Source organism: Acinetobacter sp. GN11 (assembly GCF_054823985.1).
Genome location: NZ_JRVL01000090.1, coordinates 1 through 23567 on the forward strand (window position 1 = coordinate 1; position 23567 = coordinate 23567).

Here is a 23567-nt window from a genome sequence, read left to right on the forward strand (position 1 = left end):
TTACCAACTTATATTAACATGCCTATTTAATGTTCAATACCGAATAAGCTTTACATTATTGTTAACAAGATATTGCTTATAAATGGCATAAGAAAATGGTTATTTACTATCCAAACGATTTTTTTATCATATGAATATTTCATAATTATTAAGCTAAATTACTTACCTATTCTACAAAATTTTATTCTTCTTAAGAATTAATTCGTTGATTCATAATATTTTAATAAAAAAGTTGACTAAATTAGTCATTTTTTCCACATTTTCTATAAATAGGCCCTTGTAATTTTTGAAATACACATCACTATAAAAAACATGGCAACCTCGTTGTCACTCATTAGGAGTGCCCATGTCTGAACTTATTATGAATGAAAAAACTGACTTAGAGCCTCAGGTTCCAAGTGTATTACCACTTTTAGCGTTACGTGATGTAGTGGTCTATCCACACATGCAAATTGCGTTATTCGTGGGTCGTGAAAAATCGATCAATGCAGTTGATGTGGCTCGTAACAGTGACAATTTAGTATTTGTAGTTGCGCAAAAAGATTCGCTTACAGAAGATATTGATCACGATAACCTTTATCAGTACGGAACTGTCGCTAAGATTGTTCAGGTGGTAAATCATGAGAATGATGAAAACTGTATCAAAGTACTTATTGAAGGGTTACAGCGCTCTAAACTTGAAAAAATTATCGATGAAGATAGCCATTTGACGGCTGAACATAGCTTAAGTCCAATGACAATTAACGTAGATAAAGCTACTCAAGAAACTCGTTTACAAGAGTTACGTACTTTATTTGCTCAATACGCTGAAGCAAAATTACGTAATGCACGTGAACTGGTTGCAGCTGCTAATAAAATTGAAGACTTACTACAGCTTATGTTCTTCGTGGCAACACGTGTGCCTCTAAATATTGAAATTAAACAGAAGTTTTTAGAGCACGATGAGTTTGAAGCACATTTGCAAGAACTTATGAGCTACTTAGTAAATCAATCTGCTGAACAGCAAATTGAACAAACTTTGCATGACAGCGTAAAACGCCAAATGGAAAAAAACCAACGTGAATACTTTCTAAATGAAAAAATGAAAGTCATTCAACGTGAACTTTCTGACATGAATGGTGGCGCTGAAGATGACGTTGCTGAAATAGAAAAACGTCTTGCTGAAGCTGATTTACCTGAACACGTACGTAAAAAAGCTGAAGCTGAGTTCCGTAAGCTTAAAGCAATGCAACCTGCATCTAGTGAAGCAGCTGTTGTACGTAACTATCTAGAAGTAATTTTAGATACGCCGTGGAATAAGGCGAGCAAAGTCAGCATTAACCTTGCGAAAGCTCAAGAGATTCTTGATACAGATCACTACGGCTTAGATGACGTTAAAGATCGTATTGTTGAATACTTAGCTGTTCAGTCACGTGTTAAAAAACTCAAAGGTCCGATTCTATGTTTAGTAGGTCCTCCTGGTGTAGGTAAAACTTCGCTTGGTGAGTCAGTTGCGAAAGCAACAGGTCGTGAATTTGTTCGTATGGCACTTGGTGGCGTACGTGATGAAGCTGAGATTCGTGGTCACCGTCGTACTTATATTGGTGCGATGCCAGGTAAAATCGTGCAGTCTTTAACAAAAGTTGGCGTGAAGAACCCTCTGTTCTTACTCGACGAAATTGACAAGATGGCACAAGACTACCGTGGTGATCCTGCTTCTGCATTGCTTGAAGTATTAGACCCATCACAAAACAGTAAGTTCAACGATCACTATTTAGATCTTGATCTTGACCTCTCTGAAGTGATGTTTATCTGTACTGCAAACAGCATGAATATTCCTGAGGCATTACTTGACCGTATGGAAGTTATTCGTCTACCGGGTTATACCGAAGATGAAAAAGTTAATATTGCTGAACGTTACCTTGTTCCAAAAGCGATTAAGAACAACGGTCTACGTGCTAAAGAGTTAACAATTCATGAAGAAGCGATTCGTGATATTGTTCAGCGCTATACACGTGAAGCTGGTGTACGTAGTTTAGAACGTGAAGTGTCTAAAATTGCGCGTAAAGTGGTAAAAGAAGCAGTAAGTAAAAAGTCTAAAAACTTACAACTTGATGTGACTTCTGCCAATCTTCCAGAATACTTAGGTCCACATAAGTTTGACTTTGGTATTGCAGAAGAAGAAGCGCAAGTAGGCCGCGTAAATGGTCTAGCTTGGACATCTGTGGGTGGTGAGTTACTTACCATTGAAGTTGCAGCGGTAAAAGGTAAAGGTAAATTCATTACGACCGGTTCACTTGGTGATGTAATGAAAGAATCTATTACTACAGCAATGACTTTAGTCCGTACACGTGCCGATGAGCTAGGTATTGAAGCTTCTCGTTTTGAAGAAACCGATGTACACGTTCACTTACCAGAAGGTGCAACACCAAAAGATGGCCCATCTGCTGGTTTAGCATTAACAACTGCCCTTGTATCAGCATTTACAGGTATTGCGATTCGTCCGGATATTGCAATGACTGGTGAAACAAGTTTAGGTGGTCGTGCAATGCGTATTGGTGGCCTAAAAGAAAAACTTCTTGCGGCACACCGTGGTGGAATCAAACTTGTATTTATTCCACAAGATAACGTACGTGATTTGGCAGAAATTCCAGCCAATGTTAAAGAAGGTTTAGAAATCAAAGCTGTAAAAAGTATTGATGACATCTTGCCTTTAGCATTAGTTTCAATGCCAAAGCCTTTACCTAAAACGCCGATTGTAAAACCGGTGGAAGGTTCAAAAGCAGCACGTCACTAATTAAAATGTGAAAAAAGAGAGCTTCGGCTCTCTTTTTTTTGTTACACAATTTGATTGAAAAATATCCAACCATCTTCATAATAGGTATTAAGAGTATTTAATTAAATTAAGTATTCTTCGTTATCTATTATTTTATAGATAGCCTTGTTTTTTTATTCTCTATGATCATCTGAACTCCAGACAGGTGATCATTTGATCGCAGTCCAACACAGTTTTTTGGACTGCGTTTTTTATGCCTATTTTACTACCACGAACTTATCTCTTCCTCAGGTATAATGCGCAAGCTGTTTTGAATGAATAGATAATATGAAAATTCGTATTCTGACCATTGGTCAAAAAATGCCTGCTTGGGTTCTCACTGGTTTTGAAGATTATTTCAAACGCATCCAACCTTTTGTGCAAACTCAAGTCATTGAACTGCCTATGGCCAAACGTGGTAAAAATGATTCAGAAGCGGATATTTTAAAATATTGCCAAATTGAAGGCGAAAGTATTTTAAATGCTTTAAAGCCGAATGAAACTTTAATCGCCCTAGAAGTCGGTGGGCGAGAACTCAGCACAGAAAAGCTGGCTGACACCATGAAACAGTGGATGCTTGAAGGCAATGATGTAGTACTCGCGATTGGTGGCCCAGATGGCCTGTCGGATCAAGTACGTAAAGCTGCTGCATGGCATTGGTCACTTTCAAAACTCACAATGCCTCATCCTTTGGTACGCGTGTTATTAATTGAGCAACTATATCGGGCGATGACTATTAATCATAATCACCCCTATCACCGTGCATAAAAACAACAACCGTTTCATTTTAGGAACAATCCGTTGAAATCAGGATACTTTTAAGATGTCCTGATTTTGGCATAATGACTATTATTCTGCTTTTCAACTCAGGTGCAATGCAATGGAACTACAAACCCTTCCTGGACTGTTTATTTCACATGGTTCACCCATGCTTGCACTTGATCCAGAACAAGTAGGACCTGCTCTACATCGTTTAGGTGCAAATCTTCCCACACCAAAAGCAATCATTGTGATGTCGGCACATTGGGAAAGTAAAGCACTTGAGGTTTGTATTTCGACGCGTCCCGAAACATGGCATGACTTCCGCGGCTTTCCTAAAGAGTTATATGAAATTCGCTACAGTGCACCTGGGCAACCAGAACTCGCTGAAGAAATTTTAAAACTACTGGCAGATGCTCACTTTGTTGCACATGCGAATAGTACGCGCCCTCGTGACCATGGTGTATGGATGCCTCTATTACATATGTATCCTGATGCTGACATTCCTGTCGTCGAGATTTCTTTGCCAACCAATTTAAGCGCACAAGAAATTTATCGTATAGGGCAAACACTCGCACCTTTACGTGACAAACAAATTTTACTGATTGGTTCAGGCAGTATTACCCATAATCTTGCAGAGCTATCTTGGCAAGGAGACAACTCTAAAGTTCCTGAATGGGCTGCAACTTTTAGAAATATTGTTGTGAATAAACTTACACATCAAGATTATGATGGTGTACTGGACTGGCAATCATTGCCTTTTGTAAAACGTAATCATCCTACCCTTGAACATTTTGCCCCGTTGTTTTTTGCTATGGGCACAGGCAATCGCTTTACGATTGTTCACAGCAGCTTCACAATGGGCTCACTAGGCATGGATATCTATCGTTTTGATTAATTATTAGCAAATACCCCGTCTTTCGGGGTATACCATTATTTTTGTTGAAAATTAGAATAACTTACAAACTTATACATTTTAAAAACCGAAACAATCAAATGTTTACATTTTCTTTTTTTAAGAATGTTTTAAGCTTATCGCTGTTGTTTTTTTACTTGAAGTTTTTAAATGAAAATTAAATATTTAATTCTTGCGTTATTACCTTTTTCTTTGATGGCGTGTCAAACAGTTACGAATACTCCGGCTCCAATTGTATCTGAGCAACAACAAAACCTTGCGGCCACTTTAGGTGAATATGCTTGGACTTATCAAAATGTAAAAGCTTCTAAACCACTTATCCTTAACTTTAATGCAGATGGCAAATTAGCAATCAATACAGGTTGTAATGGCCAAGGCGGTACTTGGAAAGTTGAAGGCAACCAACTTGTTACATCTAACCTTGTTTCAACCATGATGGCTTGCCAAGATGATCTAATGAAACAAGAACAACTTTCTAATAGCATCTTTAATGACGCGAAATTACCAATCGAAATTAGCAACAATAATGGTCAGGTGATTTTAAGCGTGACAGATAAAACTGGTCAAAAGCATATTTTCCAAGGTCAAAAAGCAGTAAATACTCAAGCTTTAACAGACTACTCTTGGTCTTATCAGCCTGAAAATACAAAAAAACCTATCGTTCTTAACTTTACCAACGACCGCTTATCGATCGCAACGGGTTGTAACCGCCAAGGAACAACTTGGAAAGTTGAAAACAACACCATCGTAACTGCTGATGTAATGTCGACTATGATGGCATGTGAACCTGCTTTAATGAAACAGGAACAATTTTCTAGCAGCCTTTTCCAAAAACGTGCGATTCCATTTGAACTCAATACCACAAACGTTGATCAACCAACTCTAACGGTATCTGATGCTCAAGGTCAAAAATATACCTTTACTGGGAAAATGACACCTGAAGCAAAATATCAATCTGAAGGAAAAACTATTTTCCTAGAAGTTGCTCCACAAACTAAATCATGTACTGGTGTTGCACCACAAACTTGTATGCAAGTTCGTGAAATTAAATATGATGACAAAGGCGTTAAAACTTACGCTGACAAAAACTGGTCATTATATTATGGCCAAATTGAAGGTTTTGAACACAATCCAGATCAACGCGTAATTTTACGTGTAAAACGTTTTGAAGTGAAAAACCCAGCAGCAGACCAATCTAGTCAAGCTGATGTATTAGATATGGTTGTAGAGCAAGAGTTAGTTAAAAAACCTAAAAAATAAGTTTTTAGACTAAAAAAATCCGATGCTTTTGCATCGGATTTTTTATTTCTATTTTTAGAAAATACCTTGAGCAAGCATTGCATCAGCCACTTTTACAAAACCTGCAATATTGGCACCATCAACATAATTAACAGTACCATCTTCTTTAGTACCGTATCTTACACAATTGGCATGAATGTCTTTCATAATTGCATGTAGACGCTCATCGACCTCAGCATGTGTCCAGCTTAAACGAATTGCATTTTGAGACATTTCTAAACCAGACGTTGCCACACCGCCTGCATTAGAAGCTTTCCCAGGCGCATACAAAATTTTAGCTTCGATGAAGTGTTCAACTGCTTCAAGTGTAGAGGGCATATTAGCGCCTTCAGCCACACAAATTACACCATTTGCAATAAGCGTTTTAGCATCCTCACCTGTTAATTCATTTTGCGTTGCACATGGTAAAGCAATATCGACAGGAATATGCCACGGTGTTTTTCCTTCAAAATATTCAAAACCATGTTTAGAAGCAAACTCAGAAATTCGACCACGCTTAACGTTTTTAAGATTCATGACTTCAACAAGCAACTCATCTGTAAAACCGTTTTTTACATAAACTGTGCCGTTAGAGTCAGACAAAGTAACAACTTTTGCCCCTAAGAACATGGCCTTCTCTGCTGCATATTGTGCAACGTTACCAGAGCCAGAAACAGATACTGTTTTACCAGCAAAAGATTGTCCACGCGCTTTTAGCATTTCCTCTGCAAAATAAACCGTACCATAGCCAGTTGCTTCAGGACGCATTAAGCTACCACCAAATGAAATTCCCTTACCAGTAAAGACACAAGCGGTGTCATTACTCAGCTTTTTCATCATACCTGCCATATAACCGACTTCACGCGCACCCACACCAATATCTCCCGCAGGAATATCAGTATTCGGTCCTAAATGACGATACAGCTCAATCATGAGTGCCTGACAGAATCGCATAATTTCAGCATCAGACTTACCTTTAGGATCGAAATCTGAACCACCCTTCCCCCCACCCATTGGTAAGGTTGTAAGTGAGTTTTTAAAAGTCTGCTCAAAACCTAAAAATTTTAAAATTGATAGATTGACCGATGGGTGGAAACGCATTCCCCCTTTGAATGGACCAATTGCTGAATTGTATTGAACACGGAAAGCTCGGTTAACTTGAGTCTGACCTTGATCATCCATCCATGAAACACGAAATTGAATCACACGCTCAGGTTCAACTAAGCGCTCTAACAAACCCTGCTCTGCATATTCCGGATTTTTTTCAATAAATGGCCACAAACTCGTCATTACTTCTTCGACAGCTTGTAAAAACTCAGGTTGATGCGGATCACGCGCTTGCACGTAATTCAGGAATTCATTCAGGTTGTTATATTTCAATGCACGGTCCTCAGCATAGTAATGAATTAAATTGGTGCAATACATTATTAAATGCATCATTTAGCAGCAAAATATTAAATCCCTTTCCATCAATTTTAACAATAGTTATTTTAAATTATTTTATTAACCTTAATTATCAAAAACTTATTTTTAGAAAAACTACTTAAAGATAAGAAATAGTCATTTAATTTTTCACTTTTATTGATCTATTATTGTGCAGAATTAGCAACATTTTAGGTCAATTAAAAACCCGATAAATTCGTTAAAATCCATTGACCTTACTTAGCTTTTTCTTCATTATCGCATCGTTTTAACCAAGCTATTTGCCCACTATGAATTCATCTATTTCTCTCATACGCGAGATTGATGCGTTATTACCACAAACACAATGTGGTCTATGTGGACATCGTGATGGATGTCTACCCTACGCAAAGTCGATTGCTGAAGGTGAAGAAGCAAATAAATGTGTTCCAGGTGGACAACCTGTTGCTGATGCACTCGCAAATCTATTAAATCGCTCTCCATTAACTGCTGAAAGAAGCGTATGGCCTATACAAACAGATGGCCGTCCGCAGCGAATGAAGGCAATTATTCGTGAAGATGAATGTATTGGTTGCACCAAATGCATTAGTGCTTGTCCTGTAGATGCTATTATTGGCAGTGGTAAGCTCATGCATACCATCTTGACTGACTTATGTACAGGTTGTGAGTTATGCATTCCACCGTGTCCCGTAGATTGCATTGATTTGGTTGAAGACACACAAGCCTTACCGAATGAACAACAGCGTAACGCAGAGCAAGATGATTTAAGACAACGCTATTACGCACATATTCAACGTGAAGAAAAGCTTCGCAGTCACCGTAAAGGTCCAGTGGTACGTGCTGAAATTGATACTCAACTGTTTGCGCAGTTTTCTCAGGCACTTGATGAATTACCTTCAATTGAACTCATTGAGAAACCTAAAGAGACTGTGCCCACTGATGCTAAAACTACAATTGAGTTAGCTAAAATTCGTACACAAATTAAGAAACTGGAAAAACAGTTAAGTGTACGTGAAGATGCTAAAAAACGTCTTCAACTCGAAGAACTACAACAGCAACTCATGCAACTACAGGAGGTCTGAATGGCTGTCAAAAATATGACGAAAAAGCAGATTCAAATTTTCTTTGAACGCCTTCGCGAACAACGGCCGTCACCTCAAACCGAGTTAAAATATTCATCTTCTTTTGAGTTACTTATTGCTGTTATGTTGTCAGCTCAAGCCACCGACGTGAGTGTGAATAAGGCAACTGATAAACTTTACCCTGTGGCGAATACAGCCGAGAAAATCTATAACTTGGGCGTAGATGGGTTAAAGGAATATATCAAGACAATTGGCCTTTACAACGCTAAAGCAGAAAATGTCATTAAAACCTGTAAGATTTTAATGGAACAATTTAACGGCGAAGTTCCAAGCAATAGAAAAGACTTGGAAGCTTTACCGGGTGTCGGACGTAAAACCGCAAATGTTGTTTTAAATACAGCTTTTGGACAACCGACTATGGCTGTCGATACCCATATTTTCCGAGTGGGAAATCGAACTGGTTTAGCCGTAGGTAAAAATGTACTTGAAGTTGAGCACCGCTTAATTAAGGTTATTCCTAAAGAATTTATTTTAGATTCACATCACTGGCTCATATTGCACGGTCGTTATTGTTGTATCGCCCGTAAACCCAAATGTGCTGAATGTGTAGTTGCAGATGTTTGCAACTGGCCTGATCGCTTTGAATTTGGTGCACAAAAGCAAATTGCTATTAAAAATATTGAAGCTTAAAAATATGGTTGGGTATAGGTAACATACCCAATCAATCTTACTTTAGACGTTTGTTCTGATTACGCTCTTCTTTTGCTTGTTTTTGTACCTGCCTAAGCATTTTATAGCTCTGATAACTCAAAAAGATGACGAGTGCCAGACTTAGCAATACCACCAAAATCAATATGATTTTCATATTGTTCTCCTGCACTGAATGAAAGAAAAGAGCCCTCACAAAGAGGGCTCATTATCACAAACAATATTAAATTATTTGTCTAAGATGTTAAACAAATCTTTTTGTACATTTTCAATTGTACGCAAGCCATCAAGCTTGTCATAAGTTGGTGCATTCTCACCAGATGCAGCACGGCTTTGATAGAATCCAACCAATTGCTCAGTTTCTGTATGATAAGAAGCTAAACGTTTACGGATTGTTTCTTCTTGGTCATCTGGACGTTGAACAAGATCTTCACCAGTTTCGTCATCTTTACCTTCCACTTTAGGTGGATTGTAAACTGTATGATAAACACGACCAGAAGCTGGATGCTGACGACGACCAGAAAGACGTTGTACGATTTCTTCGTCAGGAACATCAATTTCAATCACGTGATCAATGTTAATCCCTTCTTTTTCCAAAGCTTCAGCTTGTGGAATAGTACGTGGGAAACCATCGAAAATGCAGCCATTTACACAGTCAGGCTGAGCGATACGTTCTTTTACTAAACCGATAATAAGTTCATCTGAAACCAAACCACCAGATTCCATTACACTTTTAGCTTTTAGACCTAATTCAGTACCTTCACGAATTGCAGCACGGAGCATATCACCGGTTGAAATTTGTGGGACATTGTAGCGCTTACAGATCAACTGAGCCTGAGTCCCTTTGCCTGCTCCAGGTGGTCCGAGTAAAATAATGCGCATAAAAAACATCCTCATTTAAAACAATGAATATGAAGTCCGGCAGAAAAAGTCTCGTTAATCTTCAATAGATCCTGCCCGACATCGAATTATAAGAAAGCCACAAACAAATGTATTGTACCAGCAATAAATCCGGTTACCCCACCTAGTACAATAAGAATCCACTCATCCTCCTGAAATGCAGGACGTAACAAATTCTGAAACTCTTTTGGTGTCAGTTCGCGAATACGCTCTTTAAACATTTGAAAAATTTTCTGTGCCCGGCTTGCGTTCAGCGCTGGGTCACATACGGGTCCCATCGTAATTTCAATTGATCGATCAATCAAGTCCGTCTTTAATCTTGCGTACTCTCTTGGCCCTAAAGAAAGCTGTAAAGATGTACGAACTAACGGTGTTTCCATAATTTCGTTAATATGACGCTTCACAATGCGGCGGGTCTTATCTTTACGCGGCCCGTACATCATTTCGGTCATAATCGATTTTAACGTAATTAAATCTTCTGTTACTACGCTTGAAAATACGTCAGAGACTTCCTCTTGACGCTTCATGAAAGCACCTTGGAAATTATAGGTCCCAATTCGAAGAACGGGTACAATCCAAGGAAACTTACGATCTTCTGTTAATCTAAAAATCTGTGGGTAACGAATATAATGTGGTTCAAGAGGGTTAAACACCATCCAGATTGCAATCCAGTTCGTTAAAAAGCCCCAAATTGAAGCCCAAAATGGGACTGTCCAGTGCCAAGGTACGACAAACCAAACAATCATTTGGAAAATACCAAAGAACATTCCAATTAAAGCGCTAATATGCCAAATAAAGTTGATTTCTTTTTGTCCAACTTTTAAGAACATGCGTACCATCAAACGGCGATCACCTTCCATTTGACTCACGACCATTTCACGCATATTAACCAGTGACTCGACGTTCATGGTCAGCTCAGTCACTAATTCTCTTAACACGCCTGGTAATTGTTTATGTGCCTGAGCATAAATACGGCGCTTAATTGAATATGGTAAATTTTCCCAAAGTACGGCATTACGATCGATCATGACTTCATCAATCAGGTGTTCAAGTTCAAACCCAACCTGCTCACCAATAATGCGTGCCATATCTTCAGGATCCATTGCTTCTAAAAATTCACGCAATGAACCTAATTTAGATAAAGTATTGTCGGTAATAATACCTGAGATACGTCCAGCTTTACGTGGCACAATACCTTGCCAACCGACTGGTAATGGACCTAAATGGAACCCCCAAAATTTAATTGGGTAAAACACCATTTTTAAAGCCATCCAAACGTGTGCCCATGTAACAAAGGCAGTGACTGGAATGATACTTAAAACGGCCCAAAAATCAGGTCTGTGTAAAAAGGTCTGCCACAATCCGCTGACGTACTCTAACATGTAAGACTCTCGTATTTATTTGTGCTCTGCTTATGGCGAGTTAACGATAAACTGCTTTGTTTTATAAACCAAAACTTAGAGAATAAGAAAATTGAATTTGTGGTTTAGTATCCGCCGCAACTGCCCCATTCTGGTCAGTGAGTTTTTCCGCCGCGCCAATACCCACACTAAAAGTACTAATTCTTTCTGAATTCAACAATACATAGGCCAAATCAACACCAGCGCCTAAACGGGATTTATAATCACCATCGACCTCTTTACTATCGAGATGCCCAGCATAAAAACCAATATAGTAACCATTTTTATCTGTGCCGGTAAGATAATACGGATATCGAAACCCGACTTGGCCGCCGGCAGTTTTGTCACCATTCAAAAATGCGCCAACTTTGGCATAGGCAATACCATAAGGGTTTAACCATTCGCCGTTTAAATGTAATAGTTTTTGTGTAAAACCAGCACCCACATTCCACGTAGATGCAGTATGTCCTGCTAATTTTGCTTCTGGAAGAAACGAATAGTCTTGAGCATGAGCCCAACTACTTACCGTCAAAACTGCAAGTAAGGGATAAATTTTTCTCATTATTTTCTCCATTTTCCCTAATCGTATGGTGAGAACAACCCTATTCTATTGAATGAGAGACTTTAACAGAATTATTTTGCTTCTTATATACAAGTATCTACAATTTTGTTGTCTGCAAAGTCAAAAAGTATCTTATCGAAATGCACTGAAACTTTGAAAATTATGCAATATTTTAAGCGCTCTTGCGTTAGAATAAGCAGCTATTTTTCTACCCTATGTCATTAAGTCGATCCTTATGAAGCAGCACTTTCCTTTAAAAGATATCCAGCAAGAAAAGCGCATTTATCGAGGACGAATCTTTTTTGCCGTAGGTCTGGTTATCGTTTGCTTGTTAGTCTTGATTAGCCGATATGCTTATCTGCAAATTTTTCACTACGATGAATTTTCTACTGCATCTGATAAAAACCGAATTCGCTTACAACCACTTCCACCAGCTCGTGGTTATATCTATGACCGAAATGGTGTATTACTGGCAGATAATTATCCTGTTTTTACAGCAACTTTAAGTAAAACAGATGTGGAAGATGCCGACCATGTTGTTGAGCAGCTACAGCCTATTTTAGATCTCACACAAGAAGATATTGACCGTTTCAAAAGTCGTATAAAAACTGCTCGAAAAACTGAACGTGTTGCGATTAAACTTAATCTAACCGAAGCCAATATTGCCAAGTTCAGCGAAGCTAAATATAAATTTCCTGGCGTAAGAATCGAAACACAAATGACCCGTTACTACCCACACGGTGAATTATTTGCTCATGTGATTGGTTATGTCGGGCGTATTAACGATAAAGAATTAAAAAGTATTGATAAAGATTTATATGCTGGAACCAACCTAATTGGAAAGATTGGAGTTGAGAAAAGCTATGAAGATTTGCTACACGGCACACCAGGTTATGAATCTGTTGAAGCAGATGCCCACAGCAACATATTGCGCCATTTAGGTCGTAAAGACCCTACTCGCGGGAATGACCTCTATTTATCTTTAGATTATGGTTTACAGGTTGTTGCGTCTCAACAGCTCGCAGGCCGTCGTGGTGCCATTGTCGCTATCGACCCTCGTACTGGTGAAATTCTGGCTTTAGTATCTAGTCCAAGTTTCAACCCTAATTTATTTGTGACTGGTATTAATCATAAAGATTATAGTTCTTTACGTGATAGTTTAGATCAACCGCTTTATAACCGTGCTGTACAAGGTGCATATCCACCAGGTTCTACCATTAAACCAATGGAAGCAATGGGTGGCTTACACTACGGTATTGTAAACTGGTCAACAGCAATTTCTGACCCTGGTTATTTCCACTTACCTGGTGATTCTCATAAATTCCGCGACTGGAAAAAAACCGGTCATGGCATCGTAAACATGCATAAAGCCATCATTATGTCATGTGACACCTATTTTTATATTCTTGCCCATCAAATGGGTATTGATCAAATGAACCAATGGATGCGTCAATTTGGGTTCGGTCAAAAAACAGGTGTCGACTTACCAAGTGAAAGTGAAGGTCTTTATCCAAATCCTGAATGGAAAATGCGTACTCGCAAAGCCAAATGGATGAAGGGCGAAACTATTTCTGTGAGTATTGGTCAAGGTGCATTTACAGCTACACCTTTACAACTTGCTATGGCGACTGCAATTACAGCCAATCATGGTTCTCATGTCACCCCTCATGTTTTACGGGCAACTCATGGTGCAAAACCATTTACTGTACGTAATGCACCTGATGGCAAAATTAACTTCAATGGAACGGATGAAGACTGGGTTCAAATGCGCGATGCCATGATTGACGTAATTCAATCAGGTACTGGTCGAGGCATTCGTACACCTCTCTATCAAATTGCAGGAAAGACAGGAACTGCGCAGGTTAAAAGTATTGCACAGGGTAAACGCTACAATGAGTCAGCCCTGAGTGAACGCCAACTTGACCATGGTTTGTTCGTTGGATTTGCACCTGCTGATAAACCAGAAATTGCGATTGCCGTGATTTGGGAAAATGGTCGTCATGGTGGTTCGGCTGCTCAGCTTGCAAGACCTATTTTTGATTATTGGTTATTAACTCGTAAGAAAAATCCAGTCCGACCAGCAAACCATCAAGTCAATGGTGGACTGATGACCGCTGGAATTAAGCCAGGTGAACTCTCAAGCGGCGGCGAAGTTGCTAGCTCTACTGCATCAGCTACTTCACCTGCAGCTTCAACACCACAGGCTACCCCAGCTCGCCCTGCCACCAATGAGGTCGATGACTAATGAAAAACCAATTACGTATTATTGGCGGCGAATGGAAAAGACGAGTACTTCCCTTCGCTAGCATTGAGGGCTTACGCCCAACTCCAGACAGAGTACGTGAAACTCTATTTAACTGGCTCATGTGGGATATTCAAAATGCGCATGTGCTTGATGTCTGCACAGGCTCTGGCGCATTAGGTTTTGAAGCATTGTCACGTGGTGCTACGTCAGTTTATATGATTGAACCAGACAAAACGCAGGCACGTTTTTTAAAAGATAATGTTGAGCTATTAAAGGCCCAAAACTGTCATTTAATTAATGCGACTGCTCAACAAGCATTACCCCGTTTAAAAGAACAGTTCGATGTGGTGTTTTTAGATCCACCTTATAGTCTAGATTTATGGCAAGAACTTTCAAACTTGGCAGAACCCCATATTAAAAAGAATGGGTATATTTATGTTGAAGCTGATCGAGATTTATCTCAGCTTATCCTTCCTTCAACATGGCAACAAGTTAAAACAACGAAAGCTGGTACCGTTCATGCAGGGCTTTATCAGAAAATAGCTGAATAAAAAAGGTAGCCTATTGCTACCTTTCACTTTCAAAGTTATGACTAACTTAATCCAATTACTGCAACAATTGCCGCACAAGCACCTACAATTTTTTTGCCATATGGCACATATCGTGTAAGCGCAGCACCCAATGCTAAGCCACCACAATAAATTAAAGCCATAGCTACAACCATACCTGTTACCAATGCAACAACATGGCCTGAGTGTGCTAATTCAACCCCATGTGCTATGCCATGAAAGCTTGCAAGCAATGCCGCGGCGATAGGTAAAATTCGATTTGATTTTGTCCATAGTGCAATTGCTGTAACGACTAAAGAAGCAACAATTCCATATTCAGCAACATTTACAGGGACTAAGCCTTGAGCGCCGATTAAAAAGCCAATAATGAGGGTAACACTCAAAGTTATAGCACCTGCAATTTTCCATTGCTTAGCTGCCGACCAGAGTAAAACACCAAAAGCCAAAGCCATCACTAAATGATCTAAACCAGTAAAGGGATGAATAAAACCCGCTATAAAACCAGAATGTTCATGGTCATGTCCTGGGTGTGCCATTACCAGTGTCGGTAATAATGCAAGGAGCCCTATGCCCCATTTTTTAATGAAGTTCATAATCTCTCCTTAAGCTTTAAACAGCCCTTGTTTCTCAATAAATTGAATGATTTCTTCAAGACCATCTTGGGTTTTCATATTTGAAAATAAGAATGGCTTTTCACCACGCATGCGTTTCGCATCTTGATCCATCACATCAAGATTTGCACCGACCATTGGCGCAAGGTCAGTTTTATTAATAATGAGTAAATCTGATTTGGTAATGCCGGGTCCGCCTTTACGAGGAATTTTTTCTCCGCCTGCCACATCAATCACATATAGAGTTAAATCCGAAAGCTCAGGACTAAACGTTGCAGCTAAATTATCACCACCGCTTTCAATGATAATAAGCTCCAAGCCTTCAAACTTTTCACATAAATCATCAATTGCGGCCAAGTTAATTGAAGCATCTTCACGAATTGCTGTATGAGGGCAACCACCTGTTTCTACACCCACAATACGATCTGGTGACATCGCTTCGTTACGGGTTAAAAAGTTTGAATCTTCTTTGGTGTAAATATCATTTGTCACCACAGCCATGTTGTATTTATTACGCAAGGCTAAACATAAATTAAGTGTAAGCGCAGTTTTACCCGAACCTACTGGTCCGCCAATTCCAACTCTTAATGGACTACGTTCTGTCATGATTTTTATCCTTTTTTCCTAAACTTAAGATCTGAATAACCGTGAATATTGTGTTTCGTGTTTCATGCTCAGCATGGCATAACGAGGTAAAGCACTACTCAATTGCTCATCAACAAGTTGCAAGGCTTTTTCCACAGCTTGAGGCACTAAACCATGTAAGTGCCATAAAATTCTTTGTCCAGCCATTTGCCCTAAAGGTACAGTTTTTACTGCTGCTAAAACCTGATTTTCTAAAACGGTAAAAGTATAAGCTGTGAGCACGTCAACATCGTTAAGCCCAAGTCGACCACATAGCTGCGCATAGACAGGCACAAAACCAAACTGCTTTTTAACTTCAACAGTTTTTTTTAAAACATCTCTAATCCACGCATTTAAAGAAAATGCCAGCTGCTGAGACTCTGCCAAAAGCTCTTTAGTTTCACGACTTGCCTTATATAAATTTGCCCAAATCAGAAACTGATCTTGATCATCATGCTGTTGCATAAGACGTTTTAATACTGGTAGCTCAAACCGTACTAACAGCATTTCCAGCACTTCTTCGAAATAAGCAATTGCTGAGGTTTCATCGTGTATTAAGCCAATATCGATGGCTGTTTCTACACCTTGTGAATAACAATATGCTCCAACTGGCAATGCCGTAGAAGACAACGTCAGCAATTGAAGTAATTGCGCTGCGTTATGAATGGACATGGTGCAAAGCTTTGATTGGGCTTAAGCGATGATCATGGCTATGCTGTGCATAGGCACCGCTTTCAGGTTCAAACGGATGATCAGTTTCTGAGACTGTAAGCCCCAGCCCTTCTACCATTTCTGCAAGCACATGATCAGGTTCAAAATACAACGCTGTAGGCGTCAGCATTAATGGTACATGTCTGTTACCGAGGTGATAGGCTGCTTTAAGCAAATCAAAATCACTTGCTGCGCTGACTTGCATCAAACGTTCAGGCTTAGCATCAACACGTAGTACATCACCTTGTTGAGTTGCAATATATGAACCACTGCGCAAAATTCCAGTACGTGGTAAATCAGCACCAATATCTACGCCATCAACTAAAGTTGCTCGAAATCTTGATTTTTGGCGGGTATCAAAAGTCAGTTCAACCGTTTCAAATATTTGATCAGGAGAAATATGTTCAAGGCGTTGGGTATAGATTTTCATTTAGCTCTTCTCTCCTTATTTATTTCATTCATGTGTATAAATTAATGAGGCAAATCAATTCGATAAAACTCATCAAAACAAGAAATAACGCTGAGCCATGGGTAATACATCAGCAGGTTCACACGTTAATAACTCACCATCAGCTCGCACTTCGTAAGTCTCGGGATGTACCTGCATGACCGGGCAATACGTGTTGTGTTTCATGTCAGTTTTGCTAATTTCGCGCGTGTTTTTACATGGGCTAATTAGCTTTTTAAGTTTTAATTTTTCAGCAACTTTTTCATCAATCGCTGCTTGGGATAAAAAGGTAATGCAGGTGTTATGAACACCACGTGGATAGGCACCAAACATTGGACGGTAATGCACCGGTTGAGGTGTTGGAATTGAAGCATTAATGTCACCCATCGGTGCTGCTGCAATCATGCCACCTTTAATAATCATGGAAGGTTTTACACCAAAAAACGCAGGCTTCCATAACACTAAATCAGCAAGTTTTCCGACTTCAATCGAACCAATTTCATGGCTTAGACCATGGGTAATTGCTGGGTTAATTGTATATTTGGCAATGTAGCGTTTAACGCGATTGTTATCATGAAATTGATTGTCACCCTCTAAAGGACCACGTTGAATTTTCATTTTATGCGCAGTTTGCCAAGTACGTAAAATAACTTCCCCCACACGACCCATTGCCTGAGAGTCCGATGACATCATGGCAATTGCGCCTAAGTCTTGCAGAATATCTTCGGCTGCAATCGTTTCACGGCGAATACGACTTTCTGCAAAAGCGATATCTTCAGCAATTGCTGGGTCTAAATGGTGACAAACCATGAGCATATCTAAATGTTCATCAATGGTATTGATGGTATAAGGTCGTGTTGGATTAGTTGAAGACGGCAATACATTACTTTGTCCAATTGCCTTTAAAATGTCAGGTGCATGCCCACCACCCGCACCTTCGGTATGGTATGTATGAATCGTACGATTTTTAAACGCAGCTAAAGTTTCTTCTAAAAAACCGCTTTCATTTAAAGTATCTGTATGAATCGCCACCTGCACATCAAACTCGTCCGCCACGCTCAAGCAGTTATCAATGGCTGCTGGTGTTGAACCCCAATCTTCATGCAGCTTTAAGCCAATCACCCCAGCTTTAATTTGCTCACGAATTGGGTCAGGTAAACTCAAGTTTCCTTTGCCTAATAGACCAATATTCATAGGCAAATCATCAATCGCCTGTAACATGGTCGCAATATGCCAAGGCCCTGGAGTAACTGTCGTTGCTGAGGTGCCGGCTGCTGGTCCTGTACCGCCACCGACCATGGTTGTTGTACCAGACATTAATGCAGTTTCAACTTGTTGAGGGCAAATCCAGTGAATGTGGGTATCAATACCGCCTGCAGTTAAAATTTGTCCTTCACCCGCAATCACCTCTGTTGCAGCCCCTAAAGGAATCGTAATGTCCGGTTGAATATCTGGATTTCCAGCTTTTCCTATTTTCCAGATTCGGCCATTTTTTAAGCCCACGTCAGCTTTAACAATTCCCCACCAATCCACGATTAAAGCATTGGTAATGACTGTATCAGCAACTTCATCAGCTAAAAGCTGTGATTGCCCCATCCCGTCACGAATAACTTTTCCGCCACCAAATTTAACTTCTTCACCGTATGTCGTTAAATCTTGCTCAACTTCAATAAAGAGCTCTGTATCCGCCAAACGAATACGATCACCAACCGTTGGACCAAACATCTCAGCATATGCACGACGTGACATTTTCATAACTTAATACTCATCTCTTTCATTATCGTTGTTATGTCTAATCCAACTTGCCCATGACGCGGCCTGCGAAACCATATACTTCTCGCTTACCCGCTAAAGCAACAAGCTCAACTTCCCGAGTTTGTCCCGGTTCAAAGCGAATTGCTGTCCCAGCTGCAATATTCAATCGAAAGCCTTTAGCTAGCTCACGATCAAACTGTAGTGCATCATTTGCTTCATAAAAATGAAAATGTGAACCCACCTGAATAGGCCGATCGCCAATGTTGGCAACTAAAACTTTTAAAGTTTGCCGTCCAACATTCAGTTCAATATCAGCATCTGGAGTAATGATTTCGCCGGGGATCATAAATGCTCCTTTTATACGATTGGTTGATGGACAGTGACTAATTTAGAGCCATCAGGGAAAGTTGCCTCGACCTGAACCTCAGCAATCATTTCTGACACACCATCCATCACATCTTCGCGCTTTAATAAGGTTGTACCGTAATGCATTAAATCACTGACCGTCATACCGTCCCGTGCACCTTCAAGTAAAGCTGCTGAAATAAAAGCAATAGCTTCAGGATAATTCAGTTTCAAGCCACGAGCTTTACGGCGCTCAGCAACGAGTCCTGCTGTAAAAATCAGTAATTTATCTTTTTCTGTTGGATTGAGTTCCATATCTCTTTCCTAAATTTCATTTATATTCTTTAAGCAAAATACGTGCTCAAAAGCAGCATACTTGTTTTAAATGTTTTTTAAATACGCAATTTAACGTAACTTATGTTTTCCATATTCTTGGAAATTCTTCTTCTAAATCAAACCAATATCGACGTAATTTAGCCCGTATAGCTGCAAAAGCATCATGACAATGTCGGACATCATTTCCCAAAAAACGGGCAGAAACCACATCATCTAATAAGGTTAATGTGACAGGCGCCCGCATACGCATCATTAATTCTCGAATGAGTTCTAACTGTTGTTCTAAGTAAAATGATGAACGATATTTCTCTGGTGCTACTGCCCATAAGCTTCCCATTACTGCTTGATTGTTCATACCTAAACATGAACTCAGCCAACGATCTTCGCCTTCAAAATACAATGTATCTGCAACTAACAACTTATGTTCTCGCCACAATTTAAACTGATTGTGATAACTCCCTTGAACAAAGCGCTCAGCACGTGCCTGCCGCCCAAGTACCAACATATCCCATCCAATAAAACTTGCAGCACTATCAAGATGAATATGAGTTTCTGAATGCGCTAAAGCCCCATCAAACAGCATCGTTTCTTGTGGAACCCACTCTAAAATGGACTGATCTTTCACATGCAAATGAATATGTTGAAAAGCTTGTTTGCCATTGGTTTTGTACCATTTCCCCGCGCCCGGAGTAGTTACTACCGCATGAGCTTGATCTTTGGTTTCAATTTCAAAAGTAAGATGATCTCCTCCTGCAATTCCTGCTGGAGGATGAACAATAATGGCATGACATACACCCGTTATTTCAGGCCAGAGCATTTTTTGCACCCTAACAGGGCCATGATGCTTTCTATGACTCATTATGGTGCGTGAATTTTCAAAACAAAATCCGAGCTCTAATCGTGCATACCAAAATGGTGCTAAAGAGTTTTTTGAAAACGTTTGTACCTGATTCATTCTGGTTCATATGTTCAAAATAAGTGCTTAAAGTTATAAGCAAAATACGCACCAAATATGAAAATAAGCTCACTGATAAAATTAGATACAATTTTTCGATTTTAATGAGTTAAAAAATCATCAATGTCTAACATAAAACCACAGTAACTTATGGAATTGTTTATACAATAGCGCCCACCGTTGCTTCCATACTTGCTCTCCATGAAACTTTTTTTCGTGTTAACCCCACTTGTCTTTTTAACTGGGTGTATTTTTGGCCAATCTAGTGAGGTCAAACGTGCAGAAAAGATCCTGCACAATTTCGAATGTAAAAATGTTGAGACAAGCCAGCTTGCAACAAGCTCGATTAATTCTTATTACCAGCAATCTTTAGCGGTAAGCAAAGAAAAAGCAACTTCATACGTAGAGAGCTACAAAAATGGTGAAGAGTTATTCGACATGCCACTAGATGAAGTTTTAAAGCAACAGTACCAACTCTATAAATCAGCATGCGACTCCTTAGGTGGAGTTTCTGCGCAACCGTAATGTATAAGGTATTCATTAAATCGTTTTAGTGGATACCTCCTTTTTATTTTTGTTTTAATAATTATTCCAAAATTTACTCACTTTACCTTTTGTTAAAATTAAATTACATACTTAAACTTTTATTAAGCTCTCATATTTCATAGCCTGTTATTTGCTTTTTTATTTATTTTCCGAGGTTTAGATCATCATGAAAAAAACATTATTATCAGTTGCACTTGTAAGTGCCCTTCTTGTTGCTTGTAGCAAAAACGAAAATAAAGCCGATACAACAACACAAGCCTCTGCTCCAGCTCAAACCACTGAAGCGAATAACAATGCAGTAGATACTGCTCATACAGCTGAAAACTCACTAGATTGGAATGGCACATATAAAGGCACTCTTCCATGTGCAGACTGTGAAGGCATCAAAACTGATTTAGAGTTAAAAGATGATAAAACTTATGAATTGACTGAAACTTATCTTGGCAAAGGTGATAAGAAACCATTTGAAACCCATGGTACATTTACTTTTGACAAAGATAATACTTCAGTCATTACGTTAGATGATAAAGGACAAAACCGTAAATTCTTTATTGGTGAAAATACGGCAACTGCTTTAGATATGGAAGGTAAGAAAATTGAAGGCTCTTTAGCTGAGCATTATGTATTGAAAAAATAATTATTTTTTCATAATAAAAAAACCCGCTCATGTGAGCGGGTTTTCTTTTGAAATCAATTCTTAGTGAGCTGCGAATTGGTTCATTGTATTTTTAGCATCATCATGTGCTTTAAGTGCGTTGTCACCAGAGAAGATTTCTTTGTGATCATCACCGATGTCAGAACCCGCCATTGCTTGGTGTTTCACACAAGCGATACCACCGCGGATTTCTTTACGTTGTACGCCAGCAACATAAGCCAACATACCTTCAGAACCGAAGTAACCTTGTGCAAGCTCATGTGTAGAAAGAGCAGCAGTATGGTAAGTAGGAAGTGTGATCAAGTGATGGAACACACCCGCTTCACGAGAAGCATCTGCTTGGAATGTACGGATCTTAGCGTCTGCATCAGCAGCTAATTCAGTAGCATCGTACTCAGCGCTCATTAATTTAGCACGGTCGTAAGCAGAAACATCTTTACCTTCAGCAACCCAACGATCGTAAGCTTGTTGACGGAAGTTTAAAGTCCAGTTGAATGATGGGCTGTTGTTATAAACAAGCTTAGCATTTGGAACAACTTCTTTAACACGGTTAACCATGTGAGCAATCTCTTCTACGTTTGGAGTCGCAGTTTCGATCCAAAGAAGGTCAGCACCGTTTTGAAGGCTAGATACACAGTCAAGTACAACACGATCAATTTGAGTGTCAGCACGGAACTGGTATAAACCAGAAGCTAAACGCTTAGGACGGTGTAATTTACCATTACGTTTGATCAAGATTTCATCTTCTTGAGCATCAGCAATGTCAATTTCAACAGTGTCTAAGAAACCGATGTATTGAGAAGCAATGTCACCTGGCTCTTTAACCACTGGGATTTTTTGAGTCAAGTCAGCGCCTTCAGAGTCAGTACGTGCAACGATGATACCGTCATCAAGACCCATTTCTAAGAATGCATAACGTAATGCATGGATTTTAGAGATGAAATCTTCATGTGGAACAGTTACTTTACCAGCTTGGTGACCACATTGTTTCGCATCAGATACTTGGTTTTCGATTTGAAGCGCACAAGCACCAGCTTCAATCATCTTACGAGCAAGTAAGTAAGTCGCTTCTTCGTTACCAAAACCAGCATCGATGTCCGCAATAATTGGTACGATGTGAGTTTGGAAACCATCGATTTGAGCAGTGATTTCAGCAGCTTTAGCAGTATCACCCGCTTCGTTTGCTTTTTTAAGCGCACGGAATAAATCGTTTAATTCTTTTGCATCAGCTTGACGTAAGAAAGTGTAGATTTCTTCGATCAATGCAGGTACTGAAGTTTTTTCGTGCATAGATTGGTCAGGAAGTGGACCAAACTCAGAACGAAGAGCAGCAACCATCCAACCAGAAAGGTAGATATAGCGACGTTCAGTAGTACCGAAGTATTTTTTGTTCGCAATCATTTTTTGTTGTGCGATAAAACCGTGCCAGCAACCTAATGATTGAGTGTATTTGCTAGAGTCAGCATCATAAGCAGCCATATCACGACGCATAATCGCAGCTGTATATTTAGCAATGTCTAAACCAGTTTTGAATTGGTTTTGCATTTGCATACGTGCAGCATCTTCTGGGCTAATATCGCGCCAAGTGCTACCGAATTTTGCTTTTAGTTCGCGGATTGCATCAATCGCTGTTTGATATGTAGTCATGATATTGTCCTGTATTCATTTTAGGATTTCATCGATTAAAGCCTAGAGTCATGTACTTAAATTTCTTATGACACCAGCTGCTTCTTCATGAACACAGCTTAGACTTAGCCAATCAATTAATCCAATATCCTTTATTAATCTTCAGTATTTATTTAAAAAATGTACTGATAAATCGATATTATAGATAAAACCAAAAACCTTAACACTTTGTTTATAAAAATAAAATTATTCTAAAGGAGTATAGAATTTTATTCTAAAAACTTAGTAAGTCTTATTTTTATACAATTTCTGAAGTTTTT

Annotated in this window: 24 protein-coding genes; 10 read left to right on the forward strand and 14 right to left on the reverse strand. The window is 39.3% G+C overall.

All coding sequences use genetic code 11. The features are described from left to right. Positions 1–346: 346 nt before the first annotated feature. The 4 genes from lon to NL42_RS09810 all read left to right on the forward strand — a co-directional run bounded on the left by lon (position 347) and on the right by NL42_RS09810 (position 5729). The gene (gene lon / locus NL42_RS09795; RefSeq protein WP_336169361.1) at positions 347–2776 is read left to right on the forward strand and encodes an endopeptidase La; all 2430 of its coding nucleotides are present in this window, start codon (positions 347–349) and stop codon (positions 2774–2776) included. A 306-nt stretch (positions 2777–3082) separates the two neighbouring features. Beyond that, positions 3083–3562 (forward strand): 23S rRNA (pseudouridine(1915)-N(3))-methyltransferase RlmH, encoded by a 480-nt coding sequence (gene rlmH, locus NL42_RS09800; protein WP_003652981.1) that lies wholly within the window; start codon positions 3083–3085, stop codon positions 3560–3562. Positions 3563–3674: 112 nt separating this feature from the next. Continuing rightward, positions 3675–4451 carry a DODA-type extradiol aromatic ring-opening family dioxygenase gene (locus NL42_RS09805; protein WP_461312605.1) on the forward strand — a complete coding sequence of 259 codons (777 nt, stop codon included), beginning with the start codon at positions 3675–3677 and terminating at the stop codon, positions 4449–4451. A gap of 168 nt (positions 4452–4619) precedes the next feature. Further along, complete coding sequence (locus tag NL42_RS09810) at positions 4620–5729, forward strand: META domain-containing protein (protein ID WP_461312606.1); 1110 nt, start codon at positions 4620–4622, stop codon at positions 5727–5729. 54 nt (positions 5730–5783) lie between these two features. On the opposite strand, the gene gdhA is transcribed toward NL42_RS09810, so the two are convergent. Continuing rightward, positions 5784–7187 carry an NADP-specific glutamate dehydrogenase gene (gdhA, locus tag NL42_RS09815; protein WP_336169367.1) on the reverse strand — a complete coding sequence of 468 codons (1404 nt, stop codon included), beginning with the start codon at positions 7185–7187 and terminating at the stop codon, positions 5784–5786. 272 nt (positions 7188–7459) lie between these two features. Between gdhA and NL42_RS09820 the strand changes: the two genes are divergently transcribed. Beyond that, a complete protein-coding gene (locus NL42_RS09820; RefSeq protein ID WP_461312607.1) occupies positions 7460–8251 on the forward strand; it encodes an RnfABCDGE type electron transport complex subunit B in 792 nt (263 codons plus the stop codon). Further along, positions 8252–8941: an endonuclease III gene (gene nth / locus NL42_RS09825; RefSeq protein ID WP_005048343.1), complete on the forward strand. Its 690-nt coding sequence runs from the start codon at positions 8252–8254 to the stop codon at positions 8939–8941. A gap of 37 nt (positions 8942–8978) precedes the next feature. Here nth and NL42_RS09830 read toward each other — a convergent pair whose 3' ends face one another. From NL42_RS09830 to NL42_RS09845, 4 genes are all read right to left on the reverse strand, one after another. Further along, complete coding sequence (locus NL42_RS09830; protein WP_336169372.1) at positions 8979–9116, reverse strand: hypothetical protein; 138 nt, start codon at positions 9114–9116, stop codon at positions 8979–8981. A gap of 71 nt (positions 9117–9187) precedes the next feature. Then, positions 9188–9841 carry an adenylate kinase gene (gene adk / locus NL42_RS09835; protein ID WP_461312608.1) on the reverse strand — a complete coding sequence of 218 codons (654 nt, stop codon included), beginning with the start codon at positions 9839–9841 and terminating at the stop codon, positions 9188–9190. A gap of 86 nt (positions 9842–9927) precedes the next feature. Beyond that, a complete protein-coding gene (locus NL42_RS09840) occupies positions 9928–11241 on the reverse strand; it encodes a DUF445 domain-containing protein (protein ID WP_016138897.1) in 1314 nt (437 codons plus the stop codon). A gap of 61 nt (positions 11242–11302) precedes the next feature. Next, entirely contained in the window at positions 11303–11821 is a 519-nt protein-coding gene (locus NL42_RS09845; protein WP_461312609.1) for a hypothetical protein, read from the reverse strand. Positions 11822–12056: 235 nt separating this feature from the next. Here NL42_RS09845 and mrdA point away from each other — a divergent pair, with 235 nt between their 5' ends. Further along, positions 12057–14066, forward strand: a complete 2010-nt coding sequence (gene mrdA, locus NL42_RS09850; protein WP_461312610.1) for a penicillin-binding protein 2 — start codon at positions 12057–12059, stop codon at positions 14064–14066. Then, positions 14066–14617 carry a 16S rRNA (guanine(966)-N(2))-methyltransferase RsmD gene (gene rsmD / locus NL42_RS09855; protein ID WP_461312611.1) on the forward strand — a complete coding sequence of 184 codons (552 nt, stop codon included), beginning with the start codon at positions 14066–14068 and terminating at the stop codon, positions 14615–14617. The genes mrdA and rsmD overlap by 1 nt, the downstream gene beginning before the upstream one ends. A gap of 41 nt (positions 14618–14658) precedes the next feature. On the opposite strand, the gene NL42_RS09860 is transcribed toward rsmD, so the two are convergent. The 8 genes from NL42_RS09860 to NL42_RS09895 all read right to left on the reverse strand — a co-directional run bounded on the left by NL42_RS09860 (position 14659) and on the right by NL42_RS09895 (position 20420). Next, positions 14659–15228, reverse strand: coding sequence for a HupE/UreJ family protein (locus NL42_RS09860; protein WP_461312612.1), 570 nt, complete (start codon positions 15226–15228; stop codon positions 14659–14661). 9 nt (positions 15229–15237) lie between these two features. Further along, positions 15238–15852, reverse strand: coding sequence for an urease accessory protein UreG (gene ureG, locus NL42_RS09865; RefSeq protein ID WP_002117800.1), 615 nt, complete (start codon positions 15850–15852; stop codon positions 15238–15240). Positions 15853–15876: 24 nt separating this feature from the next. Continuing rightward, complete coding sequence (locus tag NL42_RS09870) at positions 15877–16542, reverse strand: urease accessory protein UreF (protein ID WP_461312613.1); 666 nt, start codon at positions 16540–16542, stop codon at positions 15877–15879. After that, entirely contained in the window at positions 16529–17011 is a 483-nt protein-coding gene (ureE, locus tag NL42_RS09875; RefSeq protein ID WP_461312614.1) for an urease accessory protein UreE, read from the reverse strand. Before ureE ends, NL42_RS09870 begins: the two co-directional genes overlap by 14 nt. 72 nt (positions 17012–17083) lie before the next feature. Further along, positions 17084–18784 (reverse strand): urease subunit alpha, encoded by a 1701-nt coding sequence (ureC, locus tag NL42_RS09880; RefSeq protein WP_461312615.1) that lies wholly within the window; start codon positions 18782–18784, stop codon positions 17084–17086. A gap of 37 nt (positions 18785–18821) precedes the next feature. After that, complete coding sequence (locus NL42_RS09885; RefSeq protein ID WP_461312616.1) at positions 18822–19130, reverse strand: urease subunit beta; 309 nt, start codon at positions 19128–19130, stop codon at positions 18822–18824. A gap of 11 nt (positions 19131–19141) precedes the next feature. Further along, entirely contained in the window at positions 19142–19444 is a 303-nt protein-coding gene (gene ureA, locus NL42_RS09890; protein WP_005042204.1) for an urease subunit gamma, read from the reverse strand. A 100-nt stretch (positions 19445–19544) separates the two neighbouring features. Further along, on the reverse strand, positions 19545–20420 hold the full coding sequence (locus NL42_RS09895; RefSeq protein WP_461312617.1) for an urease accessory protein UreD: 876 nt from the start codon (positions 20418–20420) through the stop codon (positions 19545–19547). A gap of 201 nt (positions 20421–20621) precedes the next feature. On the opposite strand from NL42_RS09895, the gene NL42_RS09900 reads away from it, so the two are divergent. Together NL42_RS09900 and NL42_RS09905 are read left to right on the forward strand one after the other, a co-directional pair. Further along, the gene (locus tag NL42_RS09900) at positions 20622–20945 is read left to right on the forward strand and encodes a hypothetical protein (RefSeq protein WP_005042208.1); all 324 of its coding nucleotides are present in this window, start codon (positions 20622–20624) and stop codon (positions 20943–20945) included. Positions 20946–21132: 187 nt separating this feature from the next. Further along, positions 21133–21603 (forward strand): copper resistance protein NlpE, encoded by a 471-nt coding sequence (locus NL42_RS09905; protein WP_005303368.1) that lies wholly within the window; start codon positions 21133–21135, stop codon positions 21601–21603. A 60-nt stretch (positions 21604–21663) separates the two neighbouring features. Here the strand turns inward: NL42_RS09905 and NL42_RS09910 are convergent, their stop codons facing one another. Beyond that, a complete protein-coding gene (locus NL42_RS09910) occupies positions 21664–23268 on the reverse strand; it encodes an isocitrate lyase (RefSeq protein WP_016138908.1) in 1605 nt (534 codons plus the stop codon). Positions 23269–23567: the final 299 nt, after the last annotated feature.